We start from the raw sequence: 20,772 nt of genomic DNA, 5'->3' as shown, positions 1-20,772 counted from the left end.
CGGCGTCGCCGAGTCCTGCGAGCGCGCTGACTCGCCGCCCGGGACTGCCTGTCGCGTCCGCCGCCGTGCAAGGCCGCGGGGCGGGGCAAGAGGACACGAATCCGCCAGCTTCTGACAGCGCGACAGGCGCTTGGAGGTGGCTGGTCCGCACCTCACGTCGGTGCTGACGGCCGCGTCGAGAGCACCGCCGGCGTACTCCCTTGCGGCCTGCCCGACCGAGTACGCCGACTGCCTGGCGTACAGGACATGACGGAAGCAAGCGTCACCGACGAGGCGCAGCCCTCACTGGGCAGCCGGCCGGTATCGCTGGCCGGTGTGGAACCTGACGCCTATGTGCACCTGTCGCACCACACGGGACTGGGGCCGTTCGACGCGTCGAGCCTCCGGCCGGCGGACGCCGCCACGACGGGCAGCGCCGACCGGCCCCTGCCCGCGCTGGCCTCACCTCGTGTGGCCGACGAGTACGGCACCGGCCCCTACTCCGTCCTCCTCCCCGACGGCACCTCCGTCACCGTCCGGATCGTCCTGGTCCGCGACAGCACCCCGGCAGTGCTCGGCGACGACTTCCTGATCGTGGACCGCACCGGCCTTCCCCGCGCCGCGGCGCGTACGACGACCCTGCTGCTGACCGGTGACGCCCTGAACGGCCGGGCGCTGCGCTCGGCGGCGGAAGGCACGGCGGGGGAAGGCACGGCGGCGGCCGTCCAGCTGCGCGCCGAGGAACGCACGCGGCACGTCGAGTCACCGCTGCAGTCCGGCGCGGAGCGTCTGTACGGCGTCGCGGTCGCCGCGGGCGCCGGGTACGCGGTCCTGGCGCTCGTGCTGACCGTGCTGCGCACCGCGCCCGAACGCGGCGCCCTGCTCGCCCGGTTGCGCACGATGGGCATGACCCGGGCCCAGGGCCGCCGATTGCTGATCCTCACGGCCCTCCCACAGGCGTTCCTGGCCGCGGCCGGCGGGATGCTGACCGGCTGGGCCGACATTCACCTGCTGTCGCCCGGCATCGACCTGACGGCCGTCGCCCTGGCCTCCCCGTCCGTTCTCGAGGGGGCCGTGCTGCGCACCGATCCGCTCTCGCTCGCGGTTCCGGCGCTCACCGTGCTGCTCCTGGCCATCGGTGTGCCCGCCGACCAGGCCTGGTGGACCAGCCGACGTGGCTCGGTGCGCGAACTGAGGCTGGGTGACGACTAGACGGTGAGCAGAGCCTCGACGAGACCAAGCCCCCTCCGGCACCGGCCCGTGCCCCTCCGAGCCCAGGAGCAGCCGATGAGCAGCAGCCCGACCTTCCACGAGCTCGCCGACCGGGCCCTCGCCGCGCGGGACGCCGCTGCCTACGGTCACGACGCCCTGATCACCTGCGACCGGCTGGTACGGATCTTCGCCGCCGACGGCGTGGAGGTCCAGGCACTGCAAGGCCTCGATCTCCTCGTCCGCAAGGGAGAGCTCATAGCCCTGGTCGGCGCCTCCGGCAGCGGCAAGTCCACCCTCATGAACATCCTGGCCGGACTGGACAAACCCACCGCCGGCGCGACCCGTGTCGCCGACCACGACCTGGTCACGATGTCCTCCAAGGAACGACTCGCCTACCGGCGCAGGACCGTCGGTTTCGTCCGGCAGCAGACCTCCCACAATCTCCTGCCCTACCTCACCGCCGCACAGAACGTCGCCCTGCCCCTGCAGCTGGCCCGCGCCCGAGGCCGGCGCCGAACCTGGGCCGACCGCGCCATGGAACTCCTCGACCTGCTGGACGTGGCCGAATGCCGCGACCGTCGGCCGCACCAGATGTCCGGCGGGCAGCAGCAGCGCGTCGCCCTGGCCGCCGCCCTCGCCAACGACCCCCCGGTCCTGCTCGCCGATGAGCCCACCGGCGAACTCGACTCCCACACCGCCGAACAGGTCTTCGCCGCGTTCCGCACCGCCAACGAGGAGTTGGGGACCACCATCGTGATCGTCACGCACGATCAGTCCGTCGCCGGAGAGGTCCGCCGTACGGTCGCCATCCGGGACGGCCGCACGGCGACTGAAGTCCTGCGGCACAGCGAAGTCGACTCCGCCACCGGGGCATCGAGGACTGGCGGAACAACCGCTGGTAGGCTCCCGCTGCCGATCATGGACATGGCCTGTCGGTGAACGGGGACAGCCGGGGGGCTCGATGCGAACGAGACATCTGACGACGGCGCTGGCGTGCCTGCTCACGGGAGCCGCGCTCACCGCCTGCGGGGCGGGCGGCGGCAGCGCCGAGAAGTCCGCGGCGGAACTGCTCGACGAGGCCAACGACACGATGAGCGCACTGCGCTTCGTGACCATCGAGATGAGCAACACCCCCGACAGCGGCAACGGCCCGGTCACCTCGCGCCTGCGGACCGATCTGAAGGACCGGTGCACGGCGAAGACCACCTGGGGCGAGAACGGCAGCCTCGAACAGATCAGGATCGGTGAGACGGACTACGTCCGGCCGGACGCGACGTATCTGCAGAAGTGGAGCGGCAAGACCGTCGCCGACGTCCGGCCGAAGCAGTGGGCGAAGGTGCCCGCCTCGGAGGCCCGGCCCGGCGAGGGACTGGCCGCGTGCACCTGGACGTTCGAGTCGTTCGGCACGGCGAGGAAGGGCGCGGCGACCCGCGTCGGCGACCGGGAGGCGGTCGCCGTGCACGTCAAGGACAAGGCCGACAAGGAGGGGACGTACACCTTCTACGTGGCCACCGAGGGCGAGCCGTACCTGCTGAAGACCGTCTACAAGGGCGGCGGGAACGTCACCACCACGTCGTTCAGCGCCTTCGACGAACCGGTGGACGTCCGGCCGCCCGCGGCGGAGCAGGTGGTGGACAAGGCCGACATCGGGGACTGAAGGATGGTAGAAGCGGGCCATGACCAACTCGCTCATCCATCCGGCCGGTGCCCGATGACCGCCGGCATCGACACCCCCGACCGCCGCGGCCGCACCGGACTCGACCAGGCGGGACGGGACCTGACCGGCAACCCGCGCGTCAAGGTGCGGGACGTGCAACTCCTGTCCAGCCACTGGTACGTCGAACGCGCCACGACCTTCGACTTCCAGCACGCCGACGGCACCTGGAGCACCCAGCAGCGCGAGACGCACGACCGCGGCAACGGGGCCACCATGCTGCTGTACGACGCCGAACGTGAAACCGTCCTGCTGACCAGGCAGTTCCGCTTTCCGGTGTATGTCAACGGCCATCCCGACGGCATGCTCGTCGAGACGCCGGGCGGGCTCCTCGACGACGATGACGAGCACCCGGAGATCGCGGTGCGGCGCGAGGTGGTAGAGGAGACCGGACACACCATCGGCGACGTCCGGCACGTCTTCGACGTCTATATGAGCCCGGGGTCGGTCACCGAACGCGTCAGCTTCTACGCCGCCGCGTACGGCCCCTCGACCCGCACCCACGAGGGCGGTGGCCTGGACGAGGAGGGCGAGGACATCGAGATCGTCGAGCTGCCCTTCCGCCGGGCCCTGGAGATGATCCGTACCGGGGAGATCGCCGACGCCAAGACGATCATGCTGCTGCAGTGGGCGGCGCTGGAGGGCCCGTTCGCGTCCCAGAGGTGATTGCGCCGCGAACTCCCTTGACTTGAAGTGCGCTTGAAGATGAAGACTCCCGTTCGTGCCCCGAAGGCGGGCGCACGAACGGGAGGCGTTCACCATGAAGTACCGCACCATCGGCACGGCCCCGAACACCCGCCGCGAGGTCAGCGTCCTCGCCCTCGGCGCCATGCTGTTCGGCTCCCGGACCGACGAGGAGACCTCCTTCGCCGTACTCGACCGCTACGTCGAGGCCGGCGGGACCTTCATCGACACGTCCGACAACTACGCCTTCTGGGAGGACGGCGGCCAGGGCGGACAGAGCGAGGAACTGCTCGGCCGCTGGCGCCGCAGCCGCGGCGTCGGCGACGGGATCGTCATCGCCACCAAGCTCGGCGCCCGCCCCCTGGCCCCCGGCACCGGTTACGTCGACAACGCGGAGGGCCTCTCGGCGAAGGTGATCCGCGAGTCCGCCGAGCGCAGCCGCGACCGGCTCGGCGTGGCGAAGCTGGACCTGCTCTACGCCCACATCGAGGACCAGCGGGTACCCCTGAAGGAGACCGTCGAGGGGTTCGCCGAACTGGTCGCCGAGGGCACGGTCGGTCTCCTCGGCGTCAGCAACCACGCGATGTGGCGGGTGGAGCGCGCCCGCGCCCTGGCCGCCGCGGCCGGACTGCCCGGCTACGAGGTGCTCCAGTACGCCCACAGCCATCTGCGGCCCCGCCTCGACGTCCCCGACGGCCTGTTCCCCGACGGCAGCCTCGGCCACGCCGGCCCCGACCTGCTCGGCTATCTGCGCGCCGAGCCCGGACTGGCCCTGGTCGCCTACTCGCCGCTGCTGAAGGGCGCGTACACCCACCCGGACAGGCTGCCGGCGGACTTCGACCACCCCGGCACCCCCGCCCGCCTCAAGGTCCTGCACGAGGTCGCCCGGGAGACCGGCGCCACCGTCAACCAGGTCGTCCTGGCCTGGCAGATCGGCGCCGAGCTGCCGATCCTCCCGCTGGTCGGCGCCTCCTCCGTGGCCCAGCTGGAGGAGAGCCTGGCCGCCGTGGACCTGGAGCTCACCGCCGACCAGCGCGCCCGGCTCGACGCGGCCCACTGACCACGGCCGGAGTACGCTCCGAAGAGGAGCCGAAGGAGAGTGGGCCATGCCTCTGTTCCCCAACGAGCGCAATGTCCGTACGACCCCCGAAGGCCTCCTGTGGGAACCCAGCGAGCGCTGGGTACGGGGCCGCAAGGGCGAGGTCACCGTCGTCGACAGCCGGCACCCCGTCCTGGTCTGGGAACCCGACCTGCCCGTGCCCTGCTACACGTTCCCGCGTGACGAGGTCCGCACCGACCTCCTCCGCCCGGCCGGGAACCCGACGCCGGGCAGGCATACGGGGTCGCAGGTCTTCTACGACCTGGAAGTCGACGGAGAGCTGGTGGCGAACGCGGCGTGGACCTTCCCCGTCGACGAACTCGCCGGGCACGTCTCCTTCGAATGGTTCCGGCGCTGGGGGAGCGGCCTCGACCACTGGTTCGAGGAGGAGGAAGAGATCTTCGTCCATCCGCGCGACCCGCACAAACGGGTGGACGCCATGCCCAGCAGCCGTCATGTCCAGGTCGAGATCGAGGGCACCGTCGTCGCGGACACCCTCCGCCCGGTACTGCTCTTCGAGACGGGGCTGCCGACGCGGTACTACATGCCCCGGGAGGACGTCCGCCTCGACCTCTTCGAACCCACCGACCACCACACCGGCTGCCCGTACAAGGGCACGGCCCAGTACTGGAACTGGCGCGGCGACGGCGAGGTCCCGCGGAACATCCTCTGGAGCTACGCCGAACCGCTGGCCGCGGTGGCCCCCGTCAAGGAGCTCGTCGCCTTCTACAACGAGGCCGTGGAGATCACCGTGGACGGGGAGCGCCTGGAGCGGCCGGTCACGCCGTTCACCGCGAGCCTCAAGGCCTGACCAGCAGCTGGAAGTCGAACGCGTACCGGGACGCGCGGTAGATGTGCGTCCCGTACTCGACCGGCCGGCCCGTGTCGTCGTACGCCGTGCGCTGCATGGTCAGCAGGGCCGCGCCCTCCTTCTCGTCGAGCCGCCCGGCCTCCTCGGCGGTGGCGCAGCGGGCGCCGACGGTCTGGCGGGCGCTGTGCAGGGTGATGCCGACCGCGCGCATCATCCGGTAGAGGCCGGTCGACTCCAGCCGGGCGGTGTCGAGGTCGAGCAGGCTCGCGGGCAGGTAGTTGCAGAGGATGGCCACGGGCTGGCCGTGGGTGCAGCGCAGCCGCTCCAGCAGGGTGACCTCGCTGCCCTCGGCGATGCCGAGCGCTGCGGCGACGTCGGCGGTCGCCGGGACCCGTTCGTTGCGGACGACCTCGGTGGTCGGGCCCTGCCCGGCCGCCTCCAGGTCGTCGTAGAGGCTGCTGAGCTCCAGCGGGCGCTTCACCTGGCTGTGCACCACCTGGGTGCCCACCCCGCGCCGCCGGACCAGCAGCCCCTTGTCCACGAGGGACTGGATGGCCTGCCGGACGGTGGGCCGGGACAGGCCCAGCCGCACCGACAGGTCGACCTCGTTGCCCAGGAGGTTGCCCGGGGCGAGGACCCCGTGCTCGATCGCCGACTCCAGCTGCTGGGCGAGCTGGTAGTACAGCGGCACGGGACTGCCCCGGTCCAGGGCGAAGTCCAGCGAGTCCAGCGCGGAGCCGGATCCGGCACGGGTGGAACCGCGGGCCTTCGCCATGGGACGAACCTCCCTGTCAGGGTCAGGAGTTGCTGGGGAAACCGAGGTTGATGCCACCGTCGGACGGGTCCGGCCAGCGGGTGGTGATCACCTTGCCCTGGGTGTAGAAGGCGATGCCGTCGTTGCCGTAGATGTGCAGGTCGCCGAAGAGCGAGTCCTTCCAGCCACCGAAGGAGTGGTAGCCGACCGGCACCGGGATCGGCACGTTCACGCCGACCATGCCCGCCTTGACCTCCAGCTGGAAGCGGCGGGCGGCGCCGCCGTCCCGGGTGAAGATCGCGGTGCCGTTGCCCCAGCGGGAGGCGTTGATCAGGTTGATGCCTTCCTCGTACGTCTCCGCACGTACCACCGCCAGGACGGGGCCGAAGATCTCGTCCCGGTACGCGTCGGCCGTCAGCGGCACCCGGTCCAGCAGCGACACACCGAGGAAGAAGCCGTCCTCGTGGCCCTCGACCGAGTAGCCGGTGCCGTCCACGACGACCTCGGCGCCCTGCTCGGCGGCGCTCGCCACGTACGAGGCGACCTTGTCGCGGTGCTCGCGCGTGATCAGCGGGCCCATCTCGGACGCCGGGTCGTTGCCGGGGCCGATGCGCAGGTTCTTCGCGCGCTCGGCGATCTTGCCGACCAGCTCGTCGCCGGTGTCACCGACGGCGACGACGACCGAGACGGCCATGCAGCGCTCGCCCGCCGAGCCGTACGCGGCGTTGATCGCCTGGTCGGCGGCGAAGTCCAGGTCGGCGTCGGGCAGGACCAGCATGTGGTTCTTGGCGCCGCCGAGCGCCTGCACGCGCTTGCCGTGCTCGACCGCCTTGAGCTGGATGTACTTCGCGATCGGCGTCGAGCCGACGAAGGAGACCGCCTCGACGTCCGGGTGCTCCAGGAGCCGGTCCACGGCCACCTTGTCGCCCTGCACGACGTTCAGCACACCCTCGGGCAGACCCGCCTCGGTGGCCAGCTCGGCCAGCCGGTACGACGCCGACGGGTCCTTCTCGCTCGGCTTCAGCACGAAGGTGTTGCCGCACGCGATGGCCAGCGGGAACATCCACATCGGCACCATCGCCGGGAAGTTGAACGGCGTGATGCCGGCGACCACACCCAGCGGCTGCCGGATCGAGGCGACGTCCACCCGGGTCGACACCTGCGTCGACAGCTCGCCCTTCAGCTGCACGGAGATGCCGCAGGCCAGCTCCACGATCTCCAGACCGCGCGCCACCTCGCCGAGCGCGTCGGAGTGCACCTTGCCGTGCTCGGCCGTGATCAGCTCGGCGATCTCGTCCCGGTGCGCGTCGAGCAGCTCGCGGTACTTGAACAGGATCGCGGTGCGCTTGGCCAGGGAGGTCTGGCCCCAGCTCTCGAACGCGGCCTTGGCGGAGGCGACGGCGGCGTCCACCTCGTCGACGGTCGCGAAGGCGACCTGCTTCTCCTGGGCGCCGGTGGCCGGGTTGTAGACGGGGGCGAAGCGGCCGGAGCCGCCCTCCACGGGCTTGCCGTCGATCCAGTGGGTGATGGTCTTCATGGTGCGAAAGGGCCTTTCAAACGCGGGTCGGGTGCGGGTCGGGTGCGAGTTGTTCGCCGGCGGTTCAGAGGTGGTGGCGACGGTCGGCGACATGCTGGTCGTACCGTGCGCGGGCTTCGACGGCGGCCTCGCGGGACGCGACCTCGGCCACGGGCACGTCCCACCATGCCTCGGCGCCCGGCGCGGTCGGGTTCGTGACGTCGGTCTCGACGTACACGCAGGTCGGCCGGTCCGAGGCACGGGCGGTGGCCAGCGCCTGGCGCAGTTCGCCCACCGTCTTCGCGCGCAGGACGTCCATGCCGAGGCTGGCCGCGTTGGCGGCGAGGTCGACGGGGAGCGGGGCGCCGGTGAAGGTGCCGTCGGCGGCGCGGTAGCGGTAGTCGGTGCCGAAGCGCTCGCCGCCGACCTCCTTCGACAGCCCGCCGATGGAGGCGTAGCCGTGGTTCTGGATCAGGACGATGTTGACCGGCAGTCCCTCCTGGACCGCGGTCACGATCTCCGTCGGCATCATCAGATAGGTGCCGTCACCGACCAGCGACCACACGGCGACGTCCGGCGCGGCCTGCTGGATGCCGATCCCGGCCGGGATCTCGTAGCCCATGCAGGAGTAGCCGTACTCCAGGTGGTACTGGCGCGGCGAGCGCGACCGCCACAGCTTGTGCAGGTCGCCCGGGAGCGAACCGGCGGCGTTGATCACCACGTCGTCGTCACCGACGACCGCGTCCAGCGCGCCGAGCACCTGGGTCTGCGTGGGTACGGCGCTCTCGTCGTCGGCGCGGTAGGCGCCCTCGACGACCGCGTCCCAACGCTCCTTGCCGGTGCGGTAGTCGGCCTCGTACGCGGCATCGACACGGTGGCCGGAGAGCGCCTCCGTCAGGGCAGTGAGCCCCGCCCGGGCGTCGCAGACCAGCGTCCGCGCGGCCAGCTTGTGCGCGTCGAAGCCGGTGATGTTGAGGTTCAGGAACCGCACGTCCGGGTTCTGGAAGAGCGTGCCGGAGGCGGTGGTGAAGTCGGTGTATCTGGTGCCCACGCCGATCACCAGGTCGGCGGCGCGCGCGATGTCGTCGCTGACCGAGGTGCCGGTGTGGCCGATGCCGCCGAGGTCGCACGGGTGGTCGTACCGCAGCGAGCCCTTGCCGGCCTGGGTGGAGGAGACCGGGATGCCGGTGGCCTCGACGAAGGCCTTCAGGGCCGCCTCGGCCTCGCTGTGGTGGACGCCGCCGCCCGCGACGATCAGCGGGCGCTCGGCGGCCCGGATCGCCTCGACGGCCGCCGTCAGCTCCACCGGGTCGGGCGCGGGACGCCGTACGTACCAGACGCGCTCGGCGAAGAACTCCTGCGGCCAGTCGTACGCCTCCGCCTGCACGTCCTGGGGGAGGGCCAGGGTCACCGCGCCGGTCTCGGCCGGGTCGGCGAGCACGCGCATGGCGTTCAGCGCGGACGGGATGAGGGCCTCGGGGCGGGTGATCCGGTCGAAGTACTTCGACACCGGGCGCAGGGTGTCGTTGACCGAAACGTCCGCCTCGGTCGGGTGCTCCAGCTGCTGGAGCAGCGGGTCCGGGGCGTGCGAGGCGAAGTAGTCGCCGGGCAGCAGCAGGACCGGCAGGCGGTTGATGGTGGCGAGCGCGGCACCGGTGACCAGGTTCGTCGCGCCCGGGCCGATCGACGTCGTCACGGCCTGTGCGGACAGGCGGTTGAGCTGCCGGGCGTAGCCGACGGCCGCGTGCACCATGGACTGCTCGTTGCGGCCCTGGTGGTACGGCATGACGTCCTCGCCCGCCTGGAGGAGGGCCTGACCGATGCCGGCCACGTTGCCGTGGCCGAAGATGCCCCAGGTGCCGGCGACCAGCCGGTGCCGTACGCCGTCGCGCTCGGTGTACTGGACGGACAGGAACCGCACCAGCGCCTGGGCGACGGTCAGACGGACGGTGGATGGGCTCATCGGGGACCTCACTGGGACGGAGCGGTGTAGAGGGGCAGACGGGGGTCGACGGGCTGGTCCGGCCAGGTGCCGCGGATCCAGGCGTGGTCGGGGTGGTCGCAGATCAGCCAGGCGCGCTCGGCCTCGGGGCCCGCCATGACGTTGAGGTAGTACATGTGGTGGCCGGGCACCGCCATCGAGGGCCCGTGCCAGCCGTCGGGGATCAGTACGACGTCGCCGCCGCGCACCTCCGCCAGGACGTCGGTGTTGTGACCGTGTCCGGATGGGGAGACGCGCTGGTAGCCGAGGCCGGGGGTGCCCTCGTGGTCGGCGAACTCGAAGTAGTAGATCTCCTCCAGCACCGACTCCTCGCCGGGCCGGTGCTCGTCGTGCTTGTGCGGCGGGAACGACGACCAGTTGCCGCCCGGCGTGATGACCTCGACCGCGATGAGCTTGTCGCATTCGAAGACGCCGGCCGCGCCGAAGTTGTTCACCTGGCGGCTGCTGTTGCCGGTGCCGCGCAGTTCCACCGGCACCGAGGAGGCCGGGCCGTAGCGGGCGGGAAGTCGCCGGGTGCAGCGTGCGCCGGTCAGCGCGAACCGGCCGCCGTCGGCGGAGGAGACGGTCGCTCGGGCGTCGCGCGGGACATAGGCGAAGTCGCTGACGCCGCTGAACACGCTGTCCCGGCCGGTGATGCGGAAGGTGTCATGGCCGAAGTCGTCCGTCGCCTCGACCGTGCAGCCGCCGTTCAGGGACAGCACGATCCACTCGCTGTCGCCGGTCTCGAAGCTGTGCGCGCCACCCGGCGGCAGCTCCAGGACCTTCAGGCTGGAGTAGCCCCAGCCGGCCTTCTCGGGCGTGACGTCCACGACGTAGGGGCCGCCGAGCGCCTTTCCCGCGGGAAGGTGATACGTCATCGTCTCTCTCCGCCTCGCAATCCGGTCACAACAGGCCGACGGCCGTGTCCACCGCCGTCTCCACGCTGCCCTCGGCCGGGTAGAGCAGCGAGCGGCCGACGACCATGCCCTGGACGGTGGGGAGCCTGAGCGCCTTGCGCCAGCGCTCGTACGCGCCCTCCTGGTCGCCCCCCACCTCGCCGCCCAGCAGGACGACGGGGAGCGTGGACGTCTCAAGAACTTCCGCCATGTCGTCGGGGTCATGGGTGACGGGCAGTTTCAGCCAGGTGTACGCCGAGGTGCCGCCGAGGCCGGACGCGATGGCGATCGACTTGGTGACGGCCTCGGCGGACAGGTCGTTGCGCACCTGGCCGTCGATCCGCCGGGAGATGAACGGCTCGACGAACAGCGGGAGTCGCAGCGCCGCCATGTCGTCGACGGCGCGGGCCGTGGTCTCCAGGGTGGTCAGCGAGCCCGGGTCGTCGTAGTCGATGCGCACCAGCAGCTTGCCCGCGTCGAAGCGCAGCCGGGCGATGTCCTCGGCGCGGTGACCGGTGAAGCGGTCGTCCATCTCGAAGGACGCCCCGGCCAGGCCACCGCGGTTCATGGAGCCCATGACAACCTTGTCGTCGAGGACGCCGAGCAGCAGCAGATCCTCCAGGATGTCCGCGGTGGCCAGGACCCCGTCGACGCCGGGCCTGGACAGCGCGATGCAGAGGCGTTCCAGCAGGTCGGCCCTGTTGGCCATGGCGAGCCGGTGGCCGCCGACGCCCAGGGCGCCGCGGGCCGGATGGTCGGCGGCCACGATCATCAGACGGCCGCTGTCGCCGACCAGCGGGCGGCGCACTCGGCGGGCGGCGGCCTCGGCGACGGCCTCGGGGTCGCGGGCTCTGACCGCGGTGAGGTCGGGAATGCTGATGCTCAAGGAAAAGCTCCGTTCGGGGATGGCTCGGTGGGCCGTCACGACGCCTGGGCGAGGAGGTCCTCGACCTCGGACTCGGTGGGCATCGCGGAGGAGCAGGCCAGACGGGAGGCGACGAGGGCGCCGGCGGCGTTGGCGTGGCGCATGACGCGCTCCAGGTCCCAGTCGGCCAGCAGCCCGTGCACCAGCGAGCCGCCGAAGGCGTCGCCCGCGCCGAGGCCGTTGGCCACCTCGACCGGAACCGGCGGCACCTCGGCCTCCGTACCGTCGCGATGCACCGCCAGCACACCCTTGGGGCCCTGCTTTACGACCGCCAGCTCCACGCCGGCCGCCAGCAGTGCCTCGGCGCAGGCGCGGGGCTCACGGACGCCGGTGGCGACCTCGCACTCGTCGAGGTTGCCGACGGCGACCGTGGCGTGCCGCAGTGCCTCGGCGTAGTACGGGCGGGCCTCCTCGGGGTCGCGCCAGAACATCGGGCGCCAGTCGAGGTCGAAGACCGTGGTGCCTGCCTTGTCGCGCGCCTTGAGGGCGGCGAGGGTGGCGGAGCGGCTCGGCTCCTCGCTCAGGCCGGTGCCGGTGATCCAGAAGACACGGGCCGAGCGGATCGCCCAGTAGTCCAGTTCGTCGGAGTGTATCTCCAGGTCAGGGGCCTTAGGCTGCCGGTAGAAGTACAGCGGGAAGTCGTCCGGCGGGAAGATCTCGCAGAACGTCACCGGCGTCGGGTACGCCGCGACGGGCGTCACCCAGCGGTCGTCGACGCCGAAGCCCTTCAGGGCCTCGTGCAGGTACGCGCCGAACGGGTCGTCGCCGGTGCGCGTGAGCACGGCGGTGTCGCGACCGAGCCGAGCGGCGGCCACCGCGACGTTCGCGGCCGAGCCTCCGAGGAATTTGCCGAACGTCTCCACCTGCGCCAGAGGTAGGCCAGACTGCAGGGGGTAGAGATCGACTCCTATCCTTCCCATCGTGATCAAGTCGAAGGACTTGGCTGACTCGGCCATGCGCGACGCTCCTACAGCTGGACTGGGGGTGCGGGTCCCATCGGGCCTGCCGCCTCCAAGGTGTAGGTCGTGGAGGCCGACGCTGTCAATACTTTGTACTTACATTCGGACCTGAGCGTGAAATGATGTCTTAACAAAGTATTGACAGCGGGCGCATCCAGGGATTGGATCCCGTGTCAGCGAACGTGCCGTGTCCCACGGCACACGACCCGGACTTCCCGAAGGCCCGGGCCATGGAATCCAGTGATCATCCCTTTCCCCCCGTCGCACACCCCGTCGCACAGTGAGGTGCTGGAAAGATGGACCGCTACACCCCCCGCTCCCGCAAGCTGGCCCCCATGGTGGCCTTGGCTGCCGCGGCCACGCTGACCCTTGCAGGCTGCTCCAGCAGCTCCGGTGGCAAGCAGGCCGAGGAGGGCGGGGAAAACGCTTCTGCGGGCAAGGCCAACACTCCCCGTATGACCGTCGCCCTGGTGACCCACCAGGCACCCGGTGACACCTTCTGGGACATCGTCCGCAAGGGCGCCGAGGCGGCCGCCGCGAAGGACAACATCAAGCTGATCTACTCCGCCGACCCGAACGCGGGCAACCAGGCCAACCTGGTGCAGAACGCGATCGACCAGAAGGTCGACGGCATCGCGATCACCCTGGCCAAGCCGGACGCCCTGAAGGACGTCGTCAGCAAGGCGGAGGCGGCGAACATCCCGGTCGTCGGCCTCAACTCCGGTGTGAGCGAGTGGCAGAAGCTCGGCCTGATGGAGTTCTTCGGCCAGGACGAGACGGTGGCCGGCGAGGCGCTCGGCAAGCGCCTGAACGAGGCCGGCGCCAAGAAGGCCGTCTGTGTCGTCCAGGAGCAGGGCAACATCGGCCTCACCCAGCGCTGTGACGGGGTGAAGAAGACGTTCGAGGGCACGACCGAGACCCTGAACGTCAACGGCACGGACATGCCGTCCGTGAAGTCCACGATCACCGCCAAGCTCAAGACGGACAGCGACATCGACTACGTCGTCGCCCTCGGCGCCCCGTACGCGCTGACGGCCGCTCAGTCCGTGGACGAGTCGGGCAGCAAGGCGAAGGTCGCCACCTTCGACCTGAACAAGGAACTGACCGGAGCGATCAGCAAGGGCGACATCGAGTTCGCCGTCGACCAGCAGCCCTACCTCCAGGGCTACCTGGCCATCGACTCCCTGTGGCTCTACAAGAACAACGGCAACTACATGGGCGGCGGCGAGGCGCCGGTGCTGACCGGACCTGCCTTCGTCGACAAGACGAATGTCGAGCAGATCGACAAGTTCGCTGCGAAGGGCACTCGGTGACGAACATGACCCGACAGGCTGAGCCGGCGGTGACCTCACCGCCGGCCCCCGGCCCCGGCAAGGAATCCGACGGGCGGACCCGGCAGCGGCCCCTGGCGCTGCGCCTTCTCGCCCGTCCCGAGGTCGGCGTCTTCCTCGGCGCCGTCGCGGTGCTGATCTTCTTCCTCATCACGGCCCCGGCCGTGCGTGACGGCAGCTCGATGGCGAACATCCTGTACCAGTCGTCGACCATCGGGATCATGGCCCTGCCGGTCGCGCTGCTGATGATCGGCGGCGAGTTCGACCTCTCCGCCGGTGTCGCCGTCATCACCTCCGCGCTGACGGCCAGCATGACCGCCTACCAGCTCAGCATGAACGTCTGGGTCGGCGTGATCGTCGCCCTGATCGTGTCCCTCGCGATCGGTCTGTTCAACGGCTGGCTGCTGGTCAAGACCGGCCTGCCGAGCTTCCTGGTCACCCTCGGCACGTTCCTGATCCTCCAGGGCGTGAACCTCGCGGTCACCAAGTCGATCACCGGCAACGTCGCCACGGACGACATCAGCGACATGGACGGCTTCGACCAGGCCAAGGCGCTGTTCGCCTCGTCCTTCGAGGTCGGCGGCGTCAACGTGAAGATCACGGTCGTGTGGTGGCTGGTCTTCGCGGCCATCGCCACCTGGGTGCTGCTGCGTACCAAGTACGGCAACTGGATCTTCGCGGTCGGCGGCAACAAGGACTCCTCCCGGGCCGTCGGTGTCCCGGTGACTTTCACGAAGATCTCGCTGTTCATGCTGGTCGGCTTCGGTGCCTGGTTCGTCGGCATGCACCAGCTGTTCTCGTTCAACACGGTGCAGTCCGGCGAGGGCGTGGGCCAGGAGCTCATCTACATCGCCGCGGCCGTGATCGGTGGCTGTCTGCTGACCGGTGGTGCCGGTTCCGCGATCGGCCCGGTCTTCGGTGCCTTCATGTTCGGCATGGTCCAGCAGGGCATCGTCTACGCCGGCTGGAACCCGGACTGGTTCAAGGCCTTCCTCGGCGTGATGCTCCTCGGCGCCGTCCTCATCAATCTGTGGGTCCAGCGCACAGCGACCAGGAGGTGACCCGAATGACCACCGAGAAGACCGGCACACACGGTGCCATCCTCCAGGACAAGGCCCCGGAGAAGGACGCCGCGATCGTCGAACTGCGCGGTGCGGGCAAGTCGTACGGCAACATCCGCGCTCTGCACGGCGTGGATCTGAAGGTGTTCCCCAGCCAGGTCACCTGCGTCCTGGGCGACAACGGCGCCGGCAAGTCGACCCTGATCAAAATCATCTCGGGCCTGCACCAGCACACCGAGGGCGAGTTCCTCGTCGACGGCGCACCCGTGCGGTTCTCCACCCCGCGCGAGGCCCTGGACGCCGGTATCGCCACCGTCTACCAGGACCTCGCCGTCGTCCCGCTGATGCCGGTGTGGCGCAACTTCTTCCTCGGCTCCGAGATGACCAAGGGCCCCTGGCCCATCCGGCGTCTCGACATCGAGAAGATGAAGAAGACCGCCGATCACGAACTGCGCGAGATGGGCATCGTCCTCGACGACCTGGAACAGCCCATCGGCACCCTCTCCGGCGGCCAGCGCCAGTGCGTGGCCATCGCCCGCGCCGTCTACTTCGGCGCCCGCGTCCTCATCCTGGACGAGCCCACCGCCGCCCTCGGCGTCAAGCAGTCCGGTGTGGTGCTGAAGTACATCGCCGCCGCCCGCGAGAAGGGCCTGGGCGTCATCTTCATCACCCACAACCCCCACCACGCCTACATGGTCGGCGACCACTTCAGCGTCCTGCGCCTCGGCACGATGGAACTGAACGCCTCCCGCTCCGAGGTCAGCCTCGAAGAACTCACCAACCACATGGCCGGCGGCACCGAACTGGCCGCGCTCAAGCACGAACTGAGCCAGGTCCGCGGCGTCGACGTCGAGGAACTCCCCGAAGAGGAAGACCTCACCGCACCCGTGGCGTCCACTGAAGGGAAGTCCTGACATGCCCCCCGCCCTCGACCGAATCCGGGTCGGCTCGGCCCCCGACTCCTGGGGCGTCTGGTTCCCCGACGACCCCGTACAGGTGCCCTGGGAACGCTTCCTCGACGAGGTCTCCGAGGCCGGCTACGACTGGATAGAACTCGGCCCGTACGGCTACCTCCCCACCGACCCGGCCCGCCTCACCGACGAGATCAACAAGCGGAACCTCAAGGTGTCGGCCGGCACGATCTTCACCGGTCTGCACCGCGGCCCCTCCGTCTGGGACTCCACCTGGGAGCACGTCAGCGAGGTCGCGTCCCTCACCCAGGCCATGGGCGCCAAGCACCTGGTCGTCATCCCGTCGTTCTGGCGGGACGACAAGACCGCCGAGATCCTGGAGCCGCCGGAGCTCACCGGCGAGCAGTGGGCGCACCTGACCAAGGGCATGGAGCGCCTCGGTCACGAGGTGAAGGAGCGGTTCGGCCTCGACATCGTCGTGCACCCGCACGCCGACACCCACATCGACACCGAGGACCACGTCGAGCGCTTCCTCGACTCGACCGACTCCGACCTGGTCAACCTCTGCCTCGACACCGGTCACTACGCCTACTGCGGCGGCGACAGCGTCAAGCTGATCGAGACCTACGGCGAGCGCATCGGCTATCTGCACCTCAAGCAGGTCGACCCGGAGATCCTCGCCGACGTGGTGAAGAACGAGATCCCGTTCGGCCCCGCCGTCCAGCGCGGCGTGATGTGCGAACCCCCGGCGGGCGTACCCGAGTTGGGTCCGGTCCTGACGGCCGCGCAGAAGCTCAACGTGGACCTGTTCGCGATCGTCGAGCAGGACATGTACCCCTGCGAGCCGGACAAGCCGCTGCCCATCGCGGTGCGTACCCGTAAGTTCCTGAGGTCCTGCGGCGCCTGACGAACCGAAAGGACGGCCGATCACCATGACCCAGCGTCCGCACACGCTCGGAGTCGCAGTCATCGGTACCGGAAAGATGGGCGCCGACCATGTGCGCCGCATCCAGGAGGTCACCAGCGGGGCACGGGTGACCGCCGTCGTGGACGTCGACGCGGAGCGCGCCAAATCGGTCGCGGCCCGCGTCGACGGCTGCACCGCCCACACCGACCCGGCCGCCGCGATGGCGGCGGCCGACGTCGACGCGGTGATCATCGCCTCGCCGGGCCCCGCCCACGAGGCGGCCCTCCTCACCGCCTTCGAGCACGACCTGCCGGTGCTGTGCGAGAAGCCGCTCACCCCCGACGCGGCCTCCGCGCTGCGGGTCCTGGAGGCCGAGCAGAAGCTCGGTCACCGCCGCGTCCAGGTGGGCTTCATGCGGCGCTACGACGCCGAGTACATGAAGCTCAAGTCCCTGCTGGAGACAGGGCAGTTGGGCCGCCCCCTGCTGCTGCACAACCGGCACCGCAACGTCGCCAGCCCGCCCGGCTGGACGTCCGAGATGCTCATCAACGACTCGGTGACCCACGAGATGGACGTGACCCGCTGGCTGCTCGGCCACGAGATCACGGCCGTCACCGTGCTCGCCCCGGCGCCGTCCGGCAACGCGCCCGACGGCATCCGGGACCCGCAGTTAGTGGTCTTCGAGACCGACGGCGGCGCGATCGTCGACGTCGAGATCTTCGTCAACTGTGGCTTCGGCTACCAGGTCCAGGCCGAGGTCGTCTGCGAACGCGGCACCGCCCGCGTCGGCGACGGCCACGCCATGGTCACCAACGCGGCCGGCCGCTGGGGCGGCATCATCGCCCAGGACTACATCGAGCGGTTCGCCGACGCCTACGACCGTGAGGTCCAGGCCTGGGTGGACGCCACCCGGCGCGGCGAGGTCACCGGCCCCAGCGCGTGGGACGGGTACGCCGTGGCCGCGGTGTGCGAGGCGGGCGTACGAGCGTTGGCGGACGGCGGTCGGGTCGCGGTGGACCTGGTGGAGCGGCCCGCGCTGTACGCCTGACAGGGCGCCGGACAGGGACCGAGGGCGCTGGACAGGGGCCGAGAGCACGGACAGGGGCCGGGGGAATCTTCCCCCGGCCCCTGTCCGTGCTCCGCCCGGCGTCGGGGTGTTCAGCCCGCGAGCGCCGTGCGCGGCCGGGGCTCGAAGCCCGCCGCCCGGTAGGACTCGTCGATCAGCGTCATCGTCGCGAGCGCGTCGTCCGCGTCCAGCGGCAGCGGCGCGTCCCGCCGGATGTGCGCGGCGAGCGCCTCCAGCTGGTAGGTGTACGACGAGCGCGTGCCGAGCCGCTCCGTCCGCTCGCCGTCCGCCGTACGCACCACGACCCGGTCGTCCCGGTGCGGCAGCACGAAGTTCGGCGCGAACGCCTCGCCCGCCGAGCCGACGATCCGGCAGCTCATCTCCAGCTCGTCGTACGCCATGTGGCAGCGCGCCGACGCGGTCGCACCGCCGGGGAACTCCAGCTCGGCGTCCAGCCACTCGTCGACGCCCGGCGCGCCCGCTCGCTCGCCACCCCGCGCGGAGACGAGCCGTGGCGCACCGCCCGCCCACGGCGCTAGCGTCCGCACCGCGTGCAGGCTGTAGCAGCCGAGATCCATCACCGCGCCGCCCGCGAGCGGCAGCGACCAGCGCGGGTCGGAGCCGTCGGGCGCCGGAATCGCCACCAGCGTCTCCACCCGCTGGAGCTCGCCCAGCTCACCGCTCCCGACGATCTCGTGCAGGCGCCGGGTGACGGGGTGGAAGAGGTAGTGGAAGGCCTCCATGAAGACCGTCCCGGCCTTCGCCGCCGCCTCCCGTACCTCGGCCGCCTCCTCGGCGTTGCTCGCCGACGGCTTCTCCGTCAGGACGTGTTTGCCGGCCGCGAGCGCGGCGAGGTTCCAGGGACCGTGCAGAGCGTTGGCGAGCGGGTTGTAGACGACCTCGACCTCGGGGTCGGCCAGCAGGTCGGCGTAGGAGTCCACCACCCGCTCCACGTCGTGCTCGTCGGCGAACGCCTCGGCGCGGGACCGGTCGCGCGCGGCCACCGCCACGAGGCGGTGGCCGGTCGTGCGGGCCGGGCCGACGAGGGAGAGCTCGGTGATGCGTGCCGCGCCGAGGACGCCGATGCGCAGTGGTTCCGGGCTCGGGTCGTTCATGCCTGCCGTACCTCCTCGATCGTCACCGGACGGTGCTCGTGCAGCGACAGCGTGCACGCGTCGGCGATCCAGCCGGCCTCCAGGGCGTCCTCAATGGTGCACGGGGAGGGCCGGTTGCCGGCCACGACCTCGGTGAACGCGGTGAGTTCGGCGCGGTAGGCCTCGGTGAAGCGGTCCATGAAGAAGTCGTGCGGAGTGCCGGCGGGGAAGGTCACGCCGGGCTCGACGGAGCGCAGCGGCAGCTTGTCCTCCAGACCGACGGCGATGGAGTCCGTGAAGCCGTGGATCTCCATGCGGACGTCGTAACCCCGGGCGTTGTGACGGGAGTTGGAGACCACCGCGATCGTGCCGTCGTCCAGGGTGAGGATCGCGCCGGTGGTGTCCGCGTCGCCCGCGTCCTTGATGTAGTCGGCGCCCTTGTTGCCGCCGACGGCGTAGACCTCGACGACCTCGCGGCCGGTCACCCAGCGGATGATGTCGAAGTCGTGCACCGAACAGTCCCGGAAGATGCCACCGGAGGCGGCGATGTACGCGGCCGGCGGCGGCGCCGGGTCCAGCGTGGTCGAGCGGACCGTGTGCAGCTTGCCCAGCTCACCGCTCTGCACGGCGGCACGGGCGTTGACGAACCCGGTGTCGAAGCGCCGGTTGTAGCCGATCTGGATCGGCACGCCCTTGCCCTGGACGGCCTTCAGCACCTCGACGCCCTCGCTCATCGTCTTCGCGACGGGCTTCTCACAGAAGACGGGGATGCCGGCCTCGACACCGGCCAGGATCAGCGCCGGGTGGGCGTCGGTCGCGGCGGCGACGACGATGCCGTCCACACCGGCCGCCAGCAGCGCCTCCGGCGAGTCCACGACCTCGGCCCCGAACCGCTCCGCGGCGGCCTTGGCGGCCTCCGCGAACGGGTCCGTGACGACGAGGGAGTCGACCGAGTCGAGCGCGGAGAGGGTCTGGGCGTGGAAGGCGCCGATGCGGCCGAGGCCGAGAATTCCGATACGCATGGTTCAGTTCCTTGAGTGCGAGGCTTGCGGTAGGGGAGGTTCGAGGGCTTACGAGGTTCTAGTCCAGGCCACCGAGGACGTTCTGATCCCAGTCGATCACCGACCCGGTCACCACCCCGGACCGCTCCGACAACAGGAACACCACGAAGTCGGCGATCTCGTCCGGCTGCCCCAGCTTGCCCATCGGCAGCCTGGCGGCGGCCTCGTCACGCCAGTCGTCGCCGGCGCCGTGGAAGGCCTTCTGCGTCGCGTCCTCGCCCTCCGTCGCCGTCCAGCCGATGTTCAGTCCGTTGATCCGGACCCGGTCGAAGCGGTGGGCGTGCGCCGCGTTGCGGGTCAGCCCGATGAGGCCGGCCTTGGCGGAGACGTACGGCGCGAGGAACGGCTGCCCGCCGTGCGCCGAGGACGTGATGATGTTGACGATCGTGCCCGGCGCCTTACGCGCGACCATGTCCGAGACGGCCGCCTGCATGGCGAAGAACGGCGCCTTCAGGTTGATCGCGATGTGCTGGTCGAACAGCTCGGGCGTGGTGTCGAGCAGCGTGCCCCGGGACGTCAGCCCCGCCGAGTTGACCAGGCAGTCGATCCGCCCGTACGCGTCGACGACCTCGGCGGCGGAGGCCTTCGCCTGCTCGGCGTCCGCCAGGTCGGCCTGTACGAACATGGCCTTGCCGCCCTCGGCGGCGAGTTCGGCCACCAGGGCCTCGCCGGGCTCGGCGCGCCGCCCGGTGACGGCCACGACCGCCCCCTCGCGCACGGCGGCCCGCGCGATGGCGGCGCCCACACCCTGGCTGCCGCCGTTGACGAGGACGACCTTGTCGTCGAGAAGTCCCATGTCTGTCCGGGTCCT

At 70.6% G+C, this 20,772-nt stretch carries 20 protein-coding genes; 11 read left to right on the top strand and 9 right to left on the bottom strand.

The genetic code is table 11. The features are described 5' to 3' along the window. Nucleotides 1–246 precede the first annotated feature (246 nt). The 6 genes from AQJ67_RS01825 (at nucleotide 247) to AQJ67_RS01800 (ending at nucleotide 5,499) form a co-directional block, all read left to right on the top strand. Nucleotides 247–1,191 (top strand): FtsX-like permease family protein, encoded by a 945-nt coding sequence (locus AQJ67_RS01825; protein ID WP_341846134.1) that lies wholly within the window; start codon nucleotides 247–249, stop codon nucleotides 1,189–1,191. Nucleotides 1,192–1,266: 75 nt separating this feature from the next. After that, a complete protein-coding gene (locus tag AQJ67_RS01820; protein ID WP_244190339.1) occupies nucleotides 1,267–2,130 on the top strand; it encodes an ABC transporter ATP-binding protein in 864 nt (287 codons plus the stop codon). 22 nt (nucleotides 2,131–2,152) lie between these two features. After that, nucleotides 2,153–2,848, top strand: coding sequence for a hypothetical protein (locus AQJ67_RS01815; protein WP_062716170.1), 696 nt, complete (start codon nucleotides 2,153–2,155; stop codon nucleotides 2,846–2,848). Between the two features lie 54 nt (nucleotides 2,849–2,902). Continuing rightward, nucleotides 2,903–3,571, top strand: a complete 669-nt coding sequence (locus AQJ67_RS01810; RefSeq protein ID WP_062716169.1) for an NUDIX domain-containing protein — start codon at nucleotides 2,903–2,905, stop codon at nucleotides 3,569–3,571. Between the two features lie 94 nt (nucleotides 3,572–3,665). After that, a complete protein-coding gene (locus AQJ67_RS01805; RefSeq protein ID WP_062716168.1) occupies nucleotides 3,666–4,649 on the top strand; it encodes an aldo/keto reductase in 984 nt (327 codons plus the stop codon). Nucleotides 4,650–4,695: 46 nt separating this feature from the next. Beyond that, nucleotides 4,696–5,499 carry a DUF427 domain-containing protein gene (locus tag AQJ67_RS01800; RefSeq protein WP_062716167.1) on the top strand — a complete coding sequence of 268 codons (804 nt, stop codon included), beginning with the start codon at nucleotides 4,696–4,698 and terminating at the stop codon, nucleotides 5,497–5,499. Here AQJ67_RS01800 and AQJ67_RS01795 read toward each other — a convergent pair. The 6 genes from AQJ67_RS01795 to iolC form a co-directional block, all read right to left on the bottom strand. Then, a complete protein-coding gene (locus tag AQJ67_RS01795; protein ID WP_062716166.1) occupies nucleotides 5,489–6,274 on the bottom strand; it encodes a GntR family transcriptional regulator in 786 nt (261 codons plus the stop codon). The genes AQJ67_RS01800 and AQJ67_RS01795 overlap by 11 nt on opposite strands. Before the next feature lie 22 nt (nucleotides 6,275–6,296). After that, nucleotides 6,297–7,790: a CoA-acylating methylmalonate-semialdehyde dehydrogenase gene (locus AQJ67_RS01790; protein WP_062716165.1), complete on the bottom strand. Its 1,494-nt coding sequence runs from the start codon at nucleotides 7,788–7,790 to the stop codon at nucleotides 6,297–6,299. Nucleotides 7,791–7,854: 64 nt separating this feature from the next. After that, on the bottom strand, nucleotides 7,855–9,732 hold the full coding sequence (iolD, locus tag AQJ67_RS01785) for a 3D-(3,5/4)-trihydroxycyclohexane-1,2-dione acylhydrolase (decyclizing) (protein ID WP_062716164.1): 1,878 nt from the start codon (nucleotides 9,730–9,732) through the stop codon (nucleotides 7,855–7,857). Between the two features lie 8 nt (nucleotides 9,733–9,740). Continuing rightward, nucleotides 9,741–10,628 (bottom strand): 5-deoxy-glucuronate isomerase, encoded by an 888-nt coding sequence (gene iolB, locus AQJ67_RS01780; RefSeq protein ID WP_062716163.1) that lies wholly within the window; start codon nucleotides 10,626–10,628, stop codon nucleotides 9,741–9,743. Nucleotides 10,629–10,653: 25 nt separating this feature from the next. After that, entirely contained in the window at nucleotides 10,654–11,532 is an 879-nt protein-coding gene (locus tag AQJ67_RS01775; protein ID WP_062716162.1) for a Cgl0159 family (beta/alpha)8-fold protein, read from the bottom strand. 35 nt (nucleotides 11,533–11,567) lie between these two features. Continuing rightward, nucleotides 11,568–12,527 carry a 5-dehydro-2-deoxygluconokinase gene (gene iolC, locus AQJ67_RS01770; protein ID WP_062716161.1) on the bottom strand — a complete coding sequence of 320 codons (960 nt, stop codon included), beginning with the start codon at nucleotides 12,525–12,527 and terminating at the stop codon, nucleotides 11,568–11,570. Between the two features lie 299 nt (nucleotides 12,528–12,826). Here iolC and AQJ67_RS01765 point away from each other — a divergent pair, with 299 nt between their 5' ends. Genes AQJ67_RS01765 through AQJ67_RS01745 form a run of 5 tightly spaced genes read left to right on the top strand, consistent with a single transcriptional unit; the run spans nucleotide 12,827 to nucleotide 17,788 of the window. After that, the gene (locus tag AQJ67_RS01765; protein ID WP_062716160.1) at nucleotides 12,827–13,843 is read left to right on the top strand and encodes a sugar ABC transporter substrate-binding protein; all 1,017 of its coding nucleotides are present in this window, start codon (nucleotides 12,827–12,829) and stop codon (nucleotides 13,841–13,843) included. Between the two features lie 5 nt (nucleotides 13,844–13,848). After that, nucleotides 13,849–14,922 carry an ABC transporter permease gene (locus AQJ67_RS01760; protein WP_062716754.1) on the top strand — a complete coding sequence of 358 codons (1,074 nt, stop codon included), beginning with the start codon at nucleotides 13,849–13,851 and terminating at the stop codon, nucleotides 14,920–14,922. Nucleotides 14,923–14,927: 5 nt separating this feature from the next. Then, nucleotides 14,928–15,836, top strand: a complete 909-nt coding sequence (locus tag AQJ67_RS01755; protein ID WP_062716159.1) for an ATP-binding cassette domain-containing protein — start codon at nucleotides 14,928–14,930, stop codon at nucleotides 15,834–15,836. A 1-nt stretch (nucleotide 15,837) separates the two neighbouring features. Continuing rightward, nucleotides 15,838–16,740: a sugar phosphate isomerase/epimerase family protein gene (locus AQJ67_RS01750; protein ID WP_062716158.1), complete on the top strand. Its 903-nt coding sequence runs from the start codon at nucleotides 15,838–15,840 to the stop codon at nucleotides 16,738–16,740. 25 nt (nucleotides 16,741–16,765) lie between these two features. After that, nucleotides 16,766–17,788, top strand: coding sequence for a Gfo/Idh/MocA family protein (locus AQJ67_RS01745; RefSeq protein WP_062716157.1), 1,023 nt, complete (start codon nucleotides 16,766–16,768; stop codon nucleotides 17,786–17,788). Nucleotides 17,789–17,898: 110 nt separating this feature from the next. On the opposite strand, the gene AQJ67_RS01740 is transcribed toward AQJ67_RS01745, so the two are convergent. Genes AQJ67_RS01740 through AQJ67_RS01730 form a run of 3 tightly spaced genes read right to left on the bottom strand, consistent with a single transcriptional unit; the run spans nucleotide 17,899 to nucleotide 20,757 of the window. Beyond that, nucleotides 17,899–18,921: a Gfo/Idh/MocA family protein gene (locus AQJ67_RS01740; RefSeq protein WP_062716156.1), complete on the bottom strand. Its 1,023-nt coding sequence runs from the start codon at nucleotides 18,919–18,921 to the stop codon at nucleotides 17,899–17,901. Then, nucleotides 18,918–19,922 (bottom strand): Gfo/Idh/MocA family protein, encoded by a 1,005-nt coding sequence (locus AQJ67_RS01735; protein ID WP_062716155.1) that lies wholly within the window; start codon nucleotides 19,920–19,922, stop codon nucleotides 18,918–18,920. Before AQJ67_RS01735 ends, AQJ67_RS01740 begins: the two co-directional genes overlap by 4 nt. Before the next feature lie 58 nt (nucleotides 19,923–19,980). Next, nucleotides 19,981–20,757 (bottom strand): SDR family oxidoreductase, encoded by a 777-nt coding sequence (locus AQJ67_RS01730; protein ID WP_062716154.1) that lies wholly within the window; start codon nucleotides 20,755–20,757, stop codon nucleotides 19,981–19,983. Nucleotides 20,758–20,772 lie beyond the last annotated feature (15 nt).

This window comes from Streptomyces caeruleatus, from assembly GCF_001514235.1.
GTDB classification, from domain to species: domain Bacteria; phylum Actinomycetota; class Actinomycetes; order Streptomycetales; family Streptomycetaceae; genus Streptomyces; species Streptomyces caeruleatus.
Note: the sequence above shows the minus strand (reverse complement) of the source record. Positions and strands in the feature narration are given on the sequence as shown.